Origin of the sequence: Actinophytocola sp., from assembly GCF_050699935.1 — a bacterium.
In the GTDB taxonomy this organism is placed as follows: Bacteria; Actinomycetota; Actinomycetes; order Mycobacteriales; family Pseudonocardiaceae; genus Actinophytocola.
In genome coordinates this window covers 1-14,920 of the sequence record NZ_JBOHGB010000063.1, presented here as the reverse complement: position 1 = coordinate 14,920, position 14,920 = coordinate 1, and the positions used below count along the sequence as shown (strand labels likewise).

The window sequence follows — 14,920 nt, the reverse complement described above, 5'->3', positions numbered from 1 at the left end:
GTCGTTCCGGCCGTCAGTACAGGGCGCTCGCCAGGTCTCGTCGTGCCTTGGCGACGTTGGGGTCCTCCGGGGGGAACAGGCCGAACAGCTCCACCAGGTGGGTCCGCGCCCGGTCCCGGTCGGCGCCGCTCGTCCGCCTGATCACCGACAGCAGCCGCGCGAACGCATGCTCCGCCCGCTGGCTCGCGAGCTCCACGTCCGCGGCCGAGAGCTGGGCGTCGATGTCCTCCGGGGAGGTGTCCGCGCGGACGACGACCGACGGGTCCGCCGCCTCCGCGCGCGCCAGGAAGCGGACCTGCGCCAGGGCCGCCTTCGCCTGTTCGTTCGCCGGCTCGGCGTCCAGGATCTTCTGGTACGCGGCCTCGGCCCGCGCGTAGTCGCCCTGTTCGAACGCGGTCTCCGCCTCCGTGAACCGGGTGTCCTCCGGCTCGGGTTCCGGTTCGGCAACGGGCGTGCCCGACTCCGCCGCGCGGATGCCGGGCAGGCGGTCACGCAACGCGTCGAGCAGCGCGTCGAGCCACTGCTTGACCTGCGGCTCCGGCTGTGCCCCGGCGAACGCCTCCACCGGCTGCCCGCCGGCGATCGCGACGACCGTCGGGATCGACTGAACGCCGAAGAGCTGCGCGATGCGGGGGTTGGCGTCGACGTCGACCTTCGCGAGGATCCAGGTGCCGCCCGCCGCCTGGGCCAGCCGCTCCAGCATCGGCGACAGCTGCTTGCACGGCCCGCACCACTCCGCCCACAGGTCCACGATCACGGGCACCTGCAGCGACCGCTCGACGACCTCGGCCTGGAATGTCTCCTCGGTGACCTCGACGACGAATCCGTCGGCCGGTTGCCGGTCGGGCGGGCCCGAGTCTCCAGACGCGGACGACGCCGGGCCGGGCGACCTCGTGGCCGCGTCCGCCCCGGCCTTTAGCGCGGAAAGATCTACAGCTCCGGACAGGGCTGCCGACAAAGCTGCGGTTTGACGTGGATCTGGCCTACTCACATTTACATCCTGACACGACGCCCGGATCGCGTGTCGGGCTACCACCTTCAGCCGCCGCTCACTCCTCGAGGTGCTGCTCGATCCGCTCGACCTTGGCCGTGAGTTGGCCGCGGTAACCGGGCCGGATGTCCGCCTTGAGCACGAGGCTCACCCGCGGCGCTCCCTGCGCCACGACCTCGACCGCCCGCTTGACCACGGCCATCACCTCGTCCCACTCCCCCTCGACCGTGGTGAACATGCTCGTCGTCTCCGAGGGCAGCCCCGACTCCCGCACCACGCGCACCGCCTCGGCGACCGCCTTGCTCACGCTGTCCGACTCGCCGCCCGCCGGGGCCACACTGAACGCGACTAGCACGGCTGCTCCTCTCCCGGGTGGACCTGTGCCAGGCACCCTTTCCGGTACCGACTGGTAACTTCAACCGCCATGAGCCGTGTGCTGCCGTTCGACCCCATCGCCCGCGCGGCCGAGCTGTGGTCCGAGCGGGTGGGTCCGTCCGGCACGATGGCCGCGGTCACCAGCATCATGCGCGTCCAGCAGGTGCTGCAGTCCGCTGTGGACGGCGCGCTGCGGCCGCACGGGCTCACGTTCGCCCGGTACGAGGCGCTCGTGCTGCTGACGTTCTCCAAGCGCGGCAGCCTGCCGATGCGCGTCATGGGCGAGCGCCTCCAGCTGCACCCCACGAGCGTGACCAACATCGTCGACCGGCTGGAGGGCGACGGGCTCGTCAAGCGCCTGCCGCACCCGACCGACCGGCGCACGACGCTCGCCGAGATCACCGAGGCCGGCCGGCAGCGCCGCGAGGAGGCGACCGCCGCGGTCACGGAGATCGACTTCGGCCTGCGGGGCCTCACCGAGCGCCAGACCGCCCAGCTGACCGAGCTGCTCGCGAAGGTCCGCAAGGCAGTAGGCGACTTCGAGGATTGAGAAGGCAGTCCGCCTGCCCGGAATTCAAAGTGTTGGTTGCGTTCCAGCGAACGGTGCGGATCTCCGGTTGATCATGGCTGGGTGCCGTCACGGTACCCCTGAGGTTCCGTTGGTCGGCACAAGACAAACCCTCATCCATCTTCCCACTGGAAGACCTTTGCCGCGATCGAGCCGACCACGACGATGAACGCGGCCAGCACCAGGCACGGCACGACCAGAGCGGCCGGACCCTGGCCGCGCACCAGGAAGTCCATGATCCCGTCGTTCATGTGCCGCAACGGGAACGCGTTCGAGATCGTCTGCATCCACGGCGGCGCCTGGTCGATCGGGAAGAACGTGCCGGACAGGAACGCCATCGGCAGCACCACGATGTTCGCCGCGCCGGTGGCCGCCTCCTCGGTCTTGCAGAACGCGCCCACCAGCATGCCGATCGCGAAGAACGCCAGGATCCCCAGCAGGAACACCGGGATGGCGAGCGCCCACGTGCCGGTCAGCTGCAGCCCGAACACCGGCAGCGCGCCGATCCCGAGAAAGAGCGTGGCCTGCACGATCGCGACGCCGATCGTCACCACGACACGGGAGGACAGCACGGTGGACGCGGGCACGGGCGCGAGCCGTATCCGGCGCAGCACCTGCTTCTTGCGCCAGCTGACCAGCGGCAGCGCCGCCCCGAAGACCGCGGTGATCGCGACGCCCCAGGACATGATGCCCGGCGTGATGTACTGGATCGGCTTGAGCGAGGAGTCCTCGACGTTCGAACCGTCCACCGTGTACCGCGGGCGCTCGCCGGTCGCCTCCTGGTTCAGCTGGCCGACCACGCCCTGCACGATCCCGGTGACCGTGCCGGCCTGGGTCTGGTCACTGGCCGCGAACCGGTAGGTGAGGTCCGTGCCGTGCACGGCCACCGCGGCCGGCAGGTCGCCGTCGCGTACCTTCGCGACGGCGTCGTCGAAGTCGTCGAACCGCTCCAGCTCCAGCGCGCCGGTCCGGTCCAGGGCTTCGACCACCGGCCCGTCCCCCACCACGCCGATGCCGATCTTGTCCGTGCCGACGTCCCGGAACAGCAGGCCGAACACGACGAGGAACATCAGCGGGAATACGAACGTGAAGAACAGCGTCGCCTTCTCCCGGTAGAACCCCTTGAGCATCGCCAGCGCGAGGCTGCGGAACGCGGTCATGCTCGGTATTCCCGTCCGGTCAGGCCGAGGAAGACGTCCTCGAGCGTGGCGGTGCGCACCTGCAGGCCGGCAAGCGCGCCCCGGTCGGCGAGCGCCGAGAGCACCTCGGCGGGCTTACGAGTGGAGATCGTCAGCGACAGCTCGTCCTCGCCGACGCCCTCCGCGCCGGGCAACGCCTCGGCGGCCGACGCGGACAGCGAGCCCCGCTCGAGGATCACGTGAGTCGGCGCATCCAGGCCCCGGACCAGCACGGCCGGCCGGTCCATGGCGAGGATCCGGCCCTTGTCCATGATCGCCACCCGGTCGCAGAGGATCTCCGCCTCGTCGAGGTAGTGCGTGGTGTACATGATCGTCTTGCCGCGTTCCTGGATGGCCCGCAGCACGTCCCAGAGGTTGCGCCGCGCCTGCGGGTCTAGCGCCGCTGTGGGCTCGTCGAGGAACACCACGTCCGGGTCGTGCGCGAGCGCGCACGCGATCGACAACCGCTGCCGCTGGCCGCCGGAGAGCTTGTCCTCGCGGGTGTCGGCCTTGTCCGCGAGCCCGACCAGCTCGAGCATGTCGTGCGCCCGCGCGGCGCCGACGCCGTACAGCGAGGCGAACGTCTCCAGCTGCTCGCGCGCGGTGAGCCTCTCGAAGAACGCCGACGCCTGCAGCTGCACGCCGATCCGCGGCAGCAGCGTCACCCGCCGTGGCCACGGTGACTCGCCGAGCAGCAGCACCGACCCGGAGTCCGGCTCGCGCAGGCCCTCGATGATCTCCAGGAGCGTCGTCTTGCCCGCCCCGTTCGGCCCGAGGATGCCGAAGAACTCCCCCTCGGCGACCGACAGCGACACGCCGTCCACCGCCTTCAGGTCCCCGTACGCCTTGCGGATGTCCTCGACCACCACCGCGTTCGCCGTGTCTCCCACGACCGCGAAGATAGTTGAGCACCCACCGCGACGAGGCAATTCGCCGACAAAGGAGAGCAAGATCTATCCGAAGGTCGAACCCCACGCGCGGCATGCTCGACGTGGGTGACGGGAACCACATCTACTGGGAGCAGTGCGGCGACCCGGACGGCAAGCCCGCGGTGGTCCTGCACGGCGGCCCGGGCTCGGGCGCCACGCCCGACCACCGCCGGTGGTTCCACCCCGGCGCCTACCGGATCGTGCTGCTCGACCAGCGCAACTGCGGGCGAAGCACGCCGCACGCGACGAGGTCGCGACCGACCTCGCCACCAACACCACCGGGCACCTGGTCGCCGACCTGGAGCGGCTCCGCACGCACCTCGGCATCGAGCGCTGGCTGGTGTTCGGCGGTTCCCTCGGCTCGGTGCTCGGCCTCGCCTACGCACAACGGCACCCCGAGCGGGTGTCCGAGCTGGTGCTGTTCGCGGTGGCGACCGGCCGGCAGGCGGAGGTCGACCTGATGAGCACTATTCAAAACACTCCGGATCAGCAGCGCCCGGGCACGAAGCGGGCCTGTTTCGAATAGTGCTCAGTGACTCGCGGCCTCGGCCCACTGTTCCCCGAGGCGTGGGCCCGGTTCCGGGACGCGGCGGGCATCCCGGCCGGCATGCCCGGCGGCTGCTCTCACCGTCCGAGGATGAGCGTGCGACGGCGGCCCGCGAGTGGTGCGCGTGGGAGGACGCGATCACGCCGACCTCCGGTCCGAGCCCGCGCTACGCGGACCCGGTGTTCCGGCCGGCGTTCGCGCGGATCGTCACGCACTACTGGAGCAACGGCCACTTTCTCGGCCCCGACGGCGCGCTGCTGGACGGGGCCGGCCGGCTGGCCGGCATCCCGGGCGTGATCGTCCAGGGCCGGCTCGACTTCGGGAACCTCGTGGGGACGCCGTGGCTGCTGGCGCACGCCTGGCCGGACGCGGAGCTCGTGATCGTCGACGAGGCCGCGCACGAGACCGCGACGCCGGGCATGGCCGGTTCGCTTCTCGCCGCGACCGACCGGTTCGCCCGGATGGCCTGAACCGGAAAGTTCGCGCCGGAGCTGAACCGAGCCGGCGGCATACCCGTGGTTAGGGGTGAACACATCGAGCAGTAGACGCCAGAGGGGGCTTCCAGAGGCGGGCCAGCCCGACACTGGATCCGGCTACTGAACTCCCGCGGTGAAAACCCGGGCCGGGGGCACGCAGCCAGCGTGTTCCCCGGCCCCGGGCCCGGGCTCGACCCAGGGCGTGCCCTCCCCCGGACGTTCGTCACCTGACTCGCCGGCCCCGCTTCCCGCTCGCGGCGTTGCCGACCCGCCCCAGTACGGTCCAGCACGAGGGCGCTGGAGGGCGACGACTCACGACCTCGGCGGATCGTGCTCCCGGTGCCCGTGGTTGCGCAGAGGCAGGCCGGTGAGTGGCGGAGGAGCGGACGAGACCATGAGTTCCCATGCGCAAGGGCGGCGGCCGGTCCGGCTGCCGGCGAACCAGCCCGAGCGGTTCTACCGCGGCGGCGCGGCGATCGCGGCACTGCGGGGCTCCCCGGCGCGTGAGTTCGGGCCGGAGGACTGGGTCGCCTCGTGCAGCACGCTGCACGGCTCGCCCGACCTCGGGCTGTCCGTGCTGCCGGACGGGCGAGTGCTGCGGGACGCGATCGCCGAGCACGCCGACGCCTGGCTCGGCCCAACGCACCTCGCGCGGTTCGGCCCGGACCCGGCGCTGCTCGTGAAGCTGCTCGACGCGGGCCAGCGGCTGCCGGTGCACTGCCACCCGCCCGACGAGTTCGCCGCCGCGCACTTCGGGTCCCGGTACGGCAAGACGGAGGCGTGGGTCGTGGTCGGCGCCGGACCGGACGCGACCGTCCACATCGGATTCGCCGAGGACGTCGCCGCCGGCACGGTGGCCGACTGGGTCGCCCGCCAGGACTCGGCGGCGATGCTCGGCGCGCTGAACGCCGTGGCCGTGCGGCCGGGTGACACGGTGTTCGTGCCGGCCGGCGTGCCGCACGCGATCGGCCCCGGGATCTTCATCGTGGAGCTCCAGCAGCCGACCGACCTGTCGGTCACCCTGGAGTGGAAGGGCTTCCTCGACACCGAGGGCGGAGGGCACCTGGGCGTCGGCTTCGAGACCGCGCTCGGCTGCGTGGACCGGTCCGGCTGGGACGGCGACCGGCTGGTACACCGCGAGGAGGACACCGAGGCGCCGGTGCGAGACCTGTTCGGCCAGGCCGCCCGGGGCTTCTTCCGGGCGGAGCGGGTGCGCGGCGGGGCGGAGCTGACCGCGTCTTACGGCGTGCTCGTGGTGCTGTCGGGCACGGGCGTGCTGCACACCGAGCACGGCGGGGACGTGCCGGTGACGCGCGGCGACACGTACGTGGTCCCGCATGCCGCCGGCGCGGCCACGGTGGCCGGCGACCTCGTGGCGGTGCGCTGCCTGCCGCCCGGCACGAGCCCCTGACCTCCGCGCCCGGTCACCGGCCGGCCGCGGTCAGCCGGTCCGCGGCGGCGTAGGGGTCCAGCTCCCCCGCCGCCACCCGATGCGCGAGGCGGTCGAGCGCCTCGTGGCCGACACCGAGCCGGGTACGCAGCGCCGCGACCGCGATCGCCTCGATCTCGCGCTCGGCCCGGCGTGCGCGGCGGGCCGCCAGCTCGCCGTGGTCGACGAGCCAGTCCCGGTGCGCGTCGAGCGCGCCCACCAGCTCCTCGCCGCCCTCCCCGGCCGAGGCGACCGTCCGCACGATCGGCTGCCGCCACGACGGGCCCGCCTCGCGGCGGCCCAGCGAGACCATGTGCTTGAGGTCCCGCACGGTCTCGTCCGCGCCGTCCCGGTCGGCCTTGTTGACCACGAACACGTCCGCCACCTCGAGGATGCCGGCCTTGGCCGCCTGGACGCCGTCGCCCATGCCCGGCGCGAGCAGCACCACCGTCGTGTCCGCCAGCGCCACGATGTCCACTTCGGACTGTCCAACCCCGACGGTCTCGATGAGGACGACGTCGCAGCCGGCGGCGTCCAGCACGCGCAGTGCCTGCGGGGTCGCGGCGGCGAGCCCGCCGAGCTGGCCGCGGGTGGCCATCGAGCGGATGAACACGTCGGGATCCGTGGTGTGGTCGTGCATCCGGATCCGGTCGCCGAGCAGCGCGCCCCCGGAGAACGGTGACGACGGGTCGATCGCGAGCACCCCGACGCGCAGCCCCTGCTTGCGGAACGCGGACACCAGCACCGACGTGGACGTCGACTTGCCGACGCCGGGCGGGCCGGTCAGGCCGAGCACCCGGGCGTTGCCGGTGAGCGGGTTGAGCTCGGCGGCGATCTCGCGCAGATGCGGGCTCTCGTCCTCGACGAGCGAGATCAGCCGGGCGACCGCGCGGTGTTGTCCCGCTCGCGCTCGCCCGACCAGGTCGGCAAGACCCGCCAATCCGTCCACACCGGACAATCTAGACGCGGATCAGCAGTGCGTCACCCTGCCCACCGCCACCGCACAGGGCGGCCGCGCCGAGCCCGCCGCCGCGGCGGCGCAGCTCGTGGGCCAGGTGCACGGCCAGCCGCGCACCGGACGCCCCGATCGGGTGGCCGAGCGCGATGGCGCCGCCGTTGACGTTGACGATGTCCTCGCTGACGCCCAGCTGCCGGGTGGACACCAGGCCGACCGCCGCGAACGCCTCGTTGATCTCCACGAGGTCGAGGTCGGACGCCGACCGCCCCGCCTTGGCGAGTGCCGCCTTGATCGCGTTGGACGGCTGCTCGTGCAGGCTCGCGTCCGGCCCGGCCACCACGCCGTGCGCGCCGATCTCGGCGAGCCACGCCAGGCCCAGCTCCTGTGCCTTCGCCTTGCTCATCACGACGACCGCCGCGGCGCCGTCGGAGATCTGCGAGGCCGAGCCCGCGGTGATCGTGCCGTCCGAGGCGAAGGCCGGGCGCAGCTTCGCGAGCCCCTCGGCGGTGGTGTCGCCGCGCACGCCCTCGTCGGTGTCGAAGACGATCGGGTCGCCCTTGCGCTGCGGGATCGTGACCGGCGCGATCTCCTCGGCGAACACGCCGTTCTTGATCGCGGCCGCGGCCAGCTGGTGGGAGCGAGCGGCGAAGGTGTCCTGCTCCTCGCGGGTGACGCCGTAGCGGGCGTTGTACTTCTCGGTCGACGCGCCCATGGCCACCTGGTCGAACGCGCAGAACAGACCGTCGTGTGCCAGGTGGTCCTGCATGGTCACGTCGCCGTACTTGAAGCCGGACCGCGACTTCGCCAGCAGGTGCGGCGCCTGGGTCATCGACTCCTGCCCGCCGGCGACGACGATCTCGAACTCGCCGGCCCGGATGAGCTGGTCCGCGAGCGCGATCGCGTCGAGGCCGGACAGGCACACCTTGTTGATCGTCAGGGCCGGCACGTCCATCGGGATGCCGGCGGCGACCGCGGCCTGGCGGGCCGGGATCTGCCCGGCGCCGGCGGTGAGCACCTGACCCATGATCGTGTACTGGACCTGTTCCGGCGCGACCCCGGCGCGTTCGAGCGCCGCTTTGATGGCGACGCCGCCGAGCTGCGCACCGGAGAGGTCCTTGAGCGAGCCGAGCAGGCGGCCGATCGGGGTGCGCGCCCCAGCGACGATGACGGATCCGGACACTGGCGGGCCTCCAGCAGCTAGCGGGCGTTAACTTCCTACGTTACCCGGGGGCGCCCGTTCGACCACCGACCGATGTGAGTAGCCGCACAACCACCAGGCGAATCCCGGCATTACCTTGTGACGCATGGACGAGCTCAGGCCGTACGTCACGGCGATCGACCACGTCGGCATCGCGGTACCGGACCTGGACGAGGCGATCGCGTTCCACCGCGACGTGCTCGGCCTCGAGCTGTACCACGAGGAGGTCAACGAGGCACAGGGCGTGCGCGAGGCGATGATGCGCCCGCCGGGTGCCGCCGCCGGCGCCACCGCGGTGCAGCTGCTCGCCCCACTCGACCCGGACACCACGATCGGCAAGTTCCTCGCCCGCAAGGGGCCTGGCCTCCAGCAGGTGGCCTACCGCGTCTCCGACATCGAGGCGGCCACCGACGCCTTGCGCGAAAAGGGGCTGCGCGTGACGTACGAGAAGGCCGTCCCCGGCACCGCGAACAGCCGGGCGAACTTCGTGCACCCGAAGGACGCCGGCGGGGTGCTCATCGAGCTAGTGGAGCCGGCGCCGGAGGAACGGTGAGCGCGCCGGCGATGAACTCCACCTCCCGGTCGATGGTCGCGGCGATCGCGGCGTTGGTGGTCCCGTCGTCGGCCCCGACGTGCCGCGCCACGGAGTGGCGGTAGCTGACCGCCAGCGCGAGCAGCCCCGAGGCCGTGTCGACGGCGGCGACCGGCAGGCTGCCCATGCTCGCCGCCATGATCACGGCACGGACCTGGTCCACGACCTTGCCGAACCGCTCCTGGAGCGCGTCGCGGACCGCCGTGTGCGTGTCGGCCTCGCGCCAGAGCAGGTGGGAGAGCAGGTACGAAGCCCGCATCCGGTCGTCGAGCTCGGCGACCAGGCCGCGCAGGCTCGCGGCCACGTCGCCGGGGACGACCACGCGGGCCGGCTCCACCTGCTCGTCGGGCAGCCGGTCCACGAGAGCCGCGAGCAGGTCGGACTTGCGCTTGAAGTAGTAGTGCACGAGGCCCTTGGGCACGGTGGCCCGGGCGGCGATCTTCGAGGTGGGGGTGGCGTCGAAGCCGAACTCGGCGAACAGCTCCTCGGCCGCCGTCAGGATGCGTTCACGGGCGGACGGGTCGTCGTCGCCCTTCTTCTTCGTCAGACGCATGTCGTGCTGTCCCCTTCTCGCAGGCTCGCGGTCCATAACGTAACCCGGGAGGTCACGTCATGGACCGCGAGCTGATTGGAAGGGGTCGGTCAGCGCACTAGTGCTGGCCGGCCATTCCACTGCCGGACCGGTGCGCCGCCTGGGCGACCGGGAACGCCGCCGCACCAGCGATGACGGTCAGCGCGCCGATGATCCACGAGGACCAGGAGATGCCGGTGAACTCCGTGTAGGTCAACACCCAGGGGGAGATGACCATGAGTACGCCGAGCAAGATCTGGATCCCCTCGCTGTACACCTGACCGGGCACGGCCAGCGACGCCAGCCCGTCGAGGGCGATCAGCGCGCCCAGGACGATCATCGTCCACATCGCGGCGTTGTTGGTGTCCATCCACAGGGGGGACAGCACCGCCACGACGCCCAGTACGACCTCCGCCCAGTCGTGCGGCCTTGTCCAAGGCTTGGCCGTCGCGGGATTCGTCATCGAGACCACCTCCGATTGTGTGGAGCCTCATCGCCTCATACGTCGATGATGCGCCTTGGTTGGCCAGCCGGTCAAACGCGGCTCGGCGTCTGGCGGGTCACGTTCGGGTGCCGGCCGCGCGCCCGCCTCACCCAGACCCCGAACCGTTGACTCTTCCCCGACCATCGGGGTTTCCGGTGGGCTTCTCCTTCGAGTGACCCTGCCCTCAACCTGCTGGTTCTGTACCGTTACCGGGCGGTAACGTCGGTGCGTATGCGGAAGATCCTCGATGCCGTCCTGGCCGACGACCTGGCCGCGGTCGGCTCACTGCCGGTCCCCGACTACTACCGGGGCGTCGCCGTGCACGCCGACGAGGTGGACATGTTCGCGGGCCAGTCCACCCCCGAGAAGGACCCGCGCAAGTCGCTGCACGTGGACGAGGTGGCGACACCCGAGCTCGGCCCCGGTGAGGCGCTCGTGGCGGTCATGGCGAGCGCGGTCAACTACAACACCGTCTGGACGTCGATCTTCGAGCCGATGGACACCTTCGGCTTCCTGCGCCGCTACGGCAGGACCTCGCCGCTGGCCAAGCGGCACGACCTGCCCTACCACGTGGTGGGCTCCGACCTCGCCGGCGTCGTGCTGCGCACGGGCCCGGGCGTCAACGCGTGGCAGGCCGGCGACCAGGTCGTCGCGCACTGCCTCAACGTCGAGCTCGAGCACCCGGACGGGCACGACGACACCATGCTCGACCCGGAGCAGCGGATCTGGGGCTTCGAGACCAACTTCGGCGGGCTGGCCGAGCTGGCGCTGGTCAAGTCCAACCAGCTGATGCCCAAGCCCGCACACCTGACGTGGGAGGAGGCCGCCTGCCCGGGCCTGGTCAACTCGACCGCCTACCGCCAGCTCGTCTCCCGCAACGGCGCCGGCATGAAGCAGGGCGACACCGTCCTGATCTGGGGAGCGTCCGGCGGCCTCGGCTCCTATGCCACCCAGTTCGCGCTGAACGGCGGGGCGACGCCTGTGTGCGTGGTCGGCAGCGAGCAGAAGGCGGAGATCTGCCGGAAGATGGGCGCCGAGCTGATCATCGACCGGCATGCGGAGGGCTACCGGTTCTGGAAGGACGAGAACACACAGGACCCGAAGGAGTGGAAGCGCCTCGGCGCGCGAATCCGCGAGCTGACCGGAGGCGACGACCCCGACATCGTCCTCGAGCACCCGGGCCGGGAGACGTTCGGCGCGAGCGTGTACGTGGCGAGGCGCGGGGGCACGATCGTGACGTGCGCATCGACCAGTGGGTTCCTCCATCAGTACGACAACCGGTACCTCTGGATGAACCTGAAGCGGATCATCGGCTCGCATTTCGCCAACTACCACGAGGCGTGGGAGGCGAACCGGTTGATCGCCAAGGGAAAGATCCACCCCACACTGTCCAGTGTGTACCCGCTGGAGCAGACCGGGCAGGCCGCGCACGACGTGCACCGCAACGCACACCAGGGCAAGGTTGGCGTGCTCTGCCTTGCGCCGGCGGAAGGTCTCGGCGTGCGCGACCACGAGCTGCGGGAGCGCCACGTCGCGGAGATCAACAGATTTCGTGGTGTCTAAGGTATTCCCGCACCGAGTGGCCCGTCAGGGTAGCGTGGGCGCATGGCGTTAGGTGAGGAGCGCGACCTCGTACCGCTGGGAGCCGGATTCGACATCACGAAACGGGGCTACAGCCGCATTCAGGTGGAGGAGCATCTGGAGCAGCTGGACGGCCAGCTGAAGCTGCTCGCCGCGGACCGCAACGCGGCGGCGGCGCAGGCGGCCGAGCTCACCGCGCAGCTGGAGGTCGCTCGGACCACGGTCGACGACCTACGGGGGCAGGTCGAGCGCCTCTCGATGCCGCCGACCACGATGGCCGGGCTCTCCGAGCGGCTGCAGCGGATGCTGCGGCTCGCGCAGGAGGAGCGCGAGGAGGTCAACGCCAAGGCCAGGGCGGAGGCCGAGCACATCCGGGCCGACGCGGAGGCCGACGCCACGAGGCTGCGCCGGCAGTACGAGAAGCAGCTGGAGGAGCTGGACGAGCGGCGCAACGCGATGGAGGCCGAGCACCGCGGCGTGCTGGAGAAGGCGCGCGCCGACGCGGCCGAGATCACCGCGACCGCCGAGGCCGAGCGCGCCAAGCTCGACGCGGAGGCCGAGCAGCGCCGGACCACGGTCGAGGAGGACTTCGAGATCGCCATGGCCTCGCGGCGCACCGAGTCGATGCGCGCGCTGGCCGAGCAGGAGGCGACGTCCAAGGCGGAGGCCGAGCGGCGCGTGCGCGAGGCGACCGAGGAGGCCAACCGCCGCCGGCACGACGCGATCACCGAGTCGACCGCGCGCCTGCAGGAGGCCACCGACGAGGCGCACCGGCGGGTCCGGGAGGCCACCGAGGAGTCCAACCGCCGGATCAGCCACGCCGCGCAGCGGGTCAACGCGCTGCGGCAGCTGCGGACGCGGGTGGCCGAGCAGCTCGCCTCGGCCCGCGACCTGGTGGCCGACGCGCACGAGAGCATCGAGCTGGCCGCGCCGGCGTTCGAGCACCTGCCCGAGGAGCAGGAGGCCACGGAGCAGTCGAGCGAGGCGGCGCGTGGCAAGGACCCGGTGCCCGGCCCGCCGCGGGAGCGGTGGGAGACCTCGGCCGAGGACGTCCCGGACGACGTGGCCCACGCGCCGACGAAGCGGATCGCCCGCTAGCGGTACCCGGCCGCGAGTTACTCGCCGATGTCCTCGTACCACAGGTCCGGGTGCGCGGCGATGAAGTCGGTCATCAGCTCGACGCACCGGGCGTCGTCGACGATCGTGATCTCCACGCCGTGCTCGGCCAGCCACTCGTGGCCGCCGGAGAACGTCGTCGCCTCGCCGATGATCACCCGGGGGATCGCGAACTGGCGGACCAGGCCACTGCAGTACCAGCACGGCGACAGCGTCGTGACCATGATCGTGTCGCGGTAGTGACGCCGCCGCCCCGCATCGCGGAACGCCGCCGTCTCCGCGTGCATCGACGGGTCGCCGTCCTGCACGCGGCGGTTGTGGCCACGGCCCAGCACCCCGCCGTCCGGGCCGATCAGTGCGGCCCCGATGGGGACGCCGCCCTCGGACAGGCCCTGCCTGGCCTCCTTGACCGCCAACCCGATCATCCCCGCCAGATCCATGCCTCATTCTGCGATCGGGTTGCCGCGCACGGTAGGTTTACCCGTGAGTAGATAATGCCGGGGAGGCAACATGGCGGCTTACCAGACCGTGGTCGTCGGCACGGACGGCTCCGACTCCTCCTACCTCGCGGTCGACCGCGCCGCGGCCATCGCCGCGGACAACGGCGCGACCCTCGTCATCGCGTGCGCGTACCACCCGGCCCGGCCCGAGGATGTCAGCAGGGCCCGGGACGAGCTCGGCGACGACGTGGCCTACCAGGTCGTCGGGTCGACGCCGGCCGAGGAGTCCGTGCGCACCGGCGCCGAGCGGGCCAGGCGGGCCGGCGCCACGAAGATCGACACCGTCGTCGTGGACGGCGAGCCCGTGCCGACGCTGTCCAAGGTGGTCGCCGAGCGGTCCGCGGACCTGCTCGTCGTCGGCAACCGCGGGTTGAACACGCTCACCGGCCGGATCCTCGGCTCGGTCCCCAGCGAAGCGGCCCGCAAGTCGACGGTCGACGTGCTCATCGTGCACACCACGTGACCGAACCCGCCGAGGACGCGCTCCAGAAGCGCATCGAGCGGATCCTGCTCGGCGGCGAACGCCGGTACACCCGCGCGGACGTCGCCGAGCGCTCGGGTGTGCCACCCGGGCGGGCCACCGCGCTGTGGCGCGCGCTCGGCTTCGCGACCGCCGGCGACGACGAGGCGGTGTTCACCGACGGCGACGTCCGCGCGCTGCGCACGGTCAACGACCTGATCCGGTCCGGCATCATCGAGCCGGCCGTCGCGATCTCCAGCGCGCGGATGATCGGCCAGCACATGTCCCGGCTCGCCGAGTCGCAGGTGCTCTTGCTGCGCGAGGTGGTCGCGGCGAACCCCGAGCTCGCCGGCGAGCGCCAGCTCGGCCGGCTCGTCGAGCAGCTGACGCCGGACCTCGAGCTGCTGCAGGACTTCGTGTGGCGCCGGCATCTCGCGGCGCACTCGGTGCGCACGCTCGTCGCCGCCGACGAGGACCCCGGCGAGCGCCGGCAGGTGGTCGGGTTCGCCGACATGGTGGGCTTCACGAACCTCACGCTCCGCTCGACCGAGGCCGAGCTGGTCACCGTCGTCGACCGGTTCGACGCGATCGCCGCCGAGGTCGTGGCGGACCACCACGGCCGGATCGTGAAGATGCTCGGCGACGAGGTGCTCTTCGTGGCCGACTCCCCCACCGACGCCGCGGAGATCGCGCTGACCCTGCTGGAGCGCGCCGATGCCACCGAGGACGTGCCGTCGCTGCGGGCCGGGCTCGCGCTCGGCCGGGTGCTGCGCCGGTTCGGCGACGTGTACGGCTCGGTGGTCAACATCGCGAGCCGGCTGACCTCGGTGGCCCGCCCGGGCAGCGTGCTGGTCGATCGCGAGCTGGCGGCCGCGCTCGAGGACACCGACACCTACTCGGTCCGGCACCGCCGGCCGGTGTCGGTCCGCGGGTACGCCCGGCTGCGCTCGGCCGGCCTGCGCCGCGC

At 71.8% G+C, this 14,920-nt stretch carries 16 protein-coding genes and 1 pseudogene; 8 read left to right on the top strand and 9 right to left on the bottom strand.

Annotated elements, in window-relative coordinates; genetic code table 11:
* Positions 1-13 precede the first annotated feature (13 nt).
* Together ACRDTB_RS20585 and ACRDTB_RS20580 are read right to left on the bottom strand one after the other, a co-directional pair.
* The gene (locus tag ACRDTB_RS20585; protein WP_431432588.1) at positions 14-958 is read right to left on the bottom strand and encodes a tetratricopeptide repeat protein; all 945 of its coding nucleotides are present in this window, start codon (positions 956-958) and stop codon (positions 14-16) included.
* Positions 959-1,049: 91 nt separating this feature from the next.
* A complete protein-coding gene (locus tag ACRDTB_RS20580; RefSeq protein WP_431432586.1) occupies positions 1,050-1,346 on the bottom strand; it encodes an MTH1187 family thiamine-binding protein in 297 nt (98 codons plus the stop codon).
* Positions 1,347-1,415: 69 nt separating this feature from the next.
* On the opposite strand from ACRDTB_RS20580, the gene ACRDTB_RS20575 reads away from it, so the two are divergent.
* Complete coding sequence (locus ACRDTB_RS20575) at positions 1,416-1,916, top strand: MarR family winged helix-turn-helix transcriptional regulator (protein WP_431432584.1); 501 nt, start codon at positions 1,416-1,418, stop codon at positions 1,914-1,916.
* 131 nt (positions 1,917-2,047) lie between these two features.
* Here the strand turns inward: ACRDTB_RS20575 and ACRDTB_RS20570 are convergent, their stop codons facing one another.
* Both ACRDTB_RS20570 and ACRDTB_RS20565 read right to left on the bottom strand, forming a co-directional pair.
* Positions 2,048-3,094, bottom strand: a complete 1,047-nt coding sequence (locus tag ACRDTB_RS20570; protein WP_431432582.1) for an ABC transporter permease — start codon at positions 3,092-3,094, stop codon at positions 2,048-2,050.
* Entirely contained in the window at positions 3,091-4,002 is a 912-nt protein-coding gene (locus ACRDTB_RS20565) for an ABC transporter ATP-binding protein (protein WP_431432580.1), read from the bottom strand. The genes ACRDTB_RS20570 and ACRDTB_RS20565 overlap by 4 nt, the downstream gene beginning before the upstream one ends.
* A gap of 61 nt (positions 4,003-4,063) precedes the next feature.
* Here ACRDTB_RS20565 and ACRDTB_RS20560 point away from each other — a divergent pair.
* Both ACRDTB_RS20560 and ACRDTB_RS20555 read left to right on the top strand, forming a co-directional pair.
* Positions 4,064-5,058 (top strand): annotated as a pseudogene (locus ACRDTB_RS20560) (alpha/beta fold hydrolase).
* Between the two features lie 400 nt (positions 5,059-5,458).
* The gene (locus ACRDTB_RS20555) at positions 5,459-6,475 is read left to right on the top strand and encodes a class I mannose-6-phosphate isomerase (RefSeq protein WP_431432578.1); all 1,017 of its coding nucleotides are present in this window, start codon (positions 5,459-5,461) and stop codon (positions 6,473-6,475) included.
* Between the two features lie 13 nt (positions 6,476-6,488).
* On the opposite strand, the gene meaB is transcribed toward ACRDTB_RS20555, so the two are convergent.
* Positions 6,489-7,433 (bottom strand): methylmalonyl Co-A mutase-associated GTPase MeaB, encoded by a 945-nt coding sequence (gene meaB / locus ACRDTB_RS20550; RefSeq protein WP_431432622.1) that lies wholly within the window; start codon positions 7,431-7,433, stop codon positions 6,489-6,491.
* Between the two features lie 19 nt (positions 7,434-7,452).
* Positions 7,453-8,631 (bottom strand): acetyl-CoA C-acetyltransferase, encoded by a 1,179-nt coding sequence (locus ACRDTB_RS20545; RefSeq protein WP_431432576.1) that lies wholly within the window; start codon positions 8,629-8,631, stop codon positions 7,453-7,455.
* 124 nt (positions 8,632-8,755) lie between these two features.
* On the opposite strand from ACRDTB_RS20545, the gene mce reads away from it, so the two are divergent.
* Entirely contained in the window at positions 8,756-9,202 is a 447-nt protein-coding gene (gene mce / locus ACRDTB_RS20540) for a methylmalonyl-CoA epimerase (RefSeq protein ID WP_431432574.1), read from the top strand.
* On the opposite strand, the gene ACRDTB_RS20535 is transcribed toward mce, so the two are convergent.
* Positions 9,165-9,794: a TetR/AcrR family transcriptional regulator gene (locus ACRDTB_RS20535; RefSeq protein WP_431432572.1), complete on the bottom strand. Its 630-nt coding sequence runs from the start codon at positions 9,792-9,794 to the stop codon at positions 9,165-9,167. The two genes, mce and ACRDTB_RS20535, sit on opposite strands and share 38 nt — an antisense overlap.
* 97 nt (positions 9,795-9,891) lie before the next feature.
* Entirely contained in the window at positions 9,892-10,275 is a 384-nt protein-coding gene (locus ACRDTB_RS20530) for an SPW repeat protein (RefSeq protein WP_431432570.1), read from the bottom strand.
* A gap of 252 nt (positions 10,276-10,527) precedes the next feature.
* Here ACRDTB_RS20530 and ccrA point away from each other — a divergent pair, with 252 nt between their 5' ends.
* Entirely contained in the window at positions 10,528-11,859 is a 1,332-nt protein-coding gene (ccrA, locus tag ACRDTB_RS20525) for a crotonyl-CoA carboxylase/reductase (RefSeq protein ID WP_431432568.1), read from the top strand.
* A 42-nt stretch (positions 11,860-11,901) separates the two neighbouring features.
* Entirely contained in the window at positions 11,902-12,975 is a 1,074-nt protein-coding gene (locus ACRDTB_RS20520; protein WP_431432566.1) for a chromosome segregation protein, read from the top strand.
* A 17-nt stretch (positions 12,976-12,992) separates the two neighbouring features.
* On the opposite strand, the gene ACRDTB_RS20515 is transcribed toward ACRDTB_RS20520, so the two are convergent.
* Positions 12,993-13,433 (bottom strand): nucleoside deaminase, encoded by a 441-nt coding sequence (locus ACRDTB_RS20515; protein ID WP_431432565.1) that lies wholly within the window; start codon positions 13,431-13,433, stop codon positions 12,993-12,995.
* A gap of 70 nt (positions 13,434-13,503) precedes the next feature.
* Between ACRDTB_RS20515 and ACRDTB_RS20510 the strand changes: the two genes are divergently transcribed.
* Together ACRDTB_RS20510 and ACRDTB_RS20505 are read left to right on the top strand one after the other, a co-directional pair.
* Positions 13,504-13,956 (top strand): universal stress protein, encoded by a 453-nt coding sequence (locus tag ACRDTB_RS20510; RefSeq protein ID WP_431432564.1) that lies wholly within the window; start codon positions 13,504-13,506, stop codon positions 13,954-13,956.
* A partial coding sequence (locus ACRDTB_RS20505; RefSeq protein ID WP_431432562.1) for an adenylate/guanylate cyclase domain-containing protein occupies positions 13,953-14,920 on the top strand: 968 nt, incomplete at its 3' end. The genes ACRDTB_RS20510 and ACRDTB_RS20505, both read left to right, overlap by 4 nt.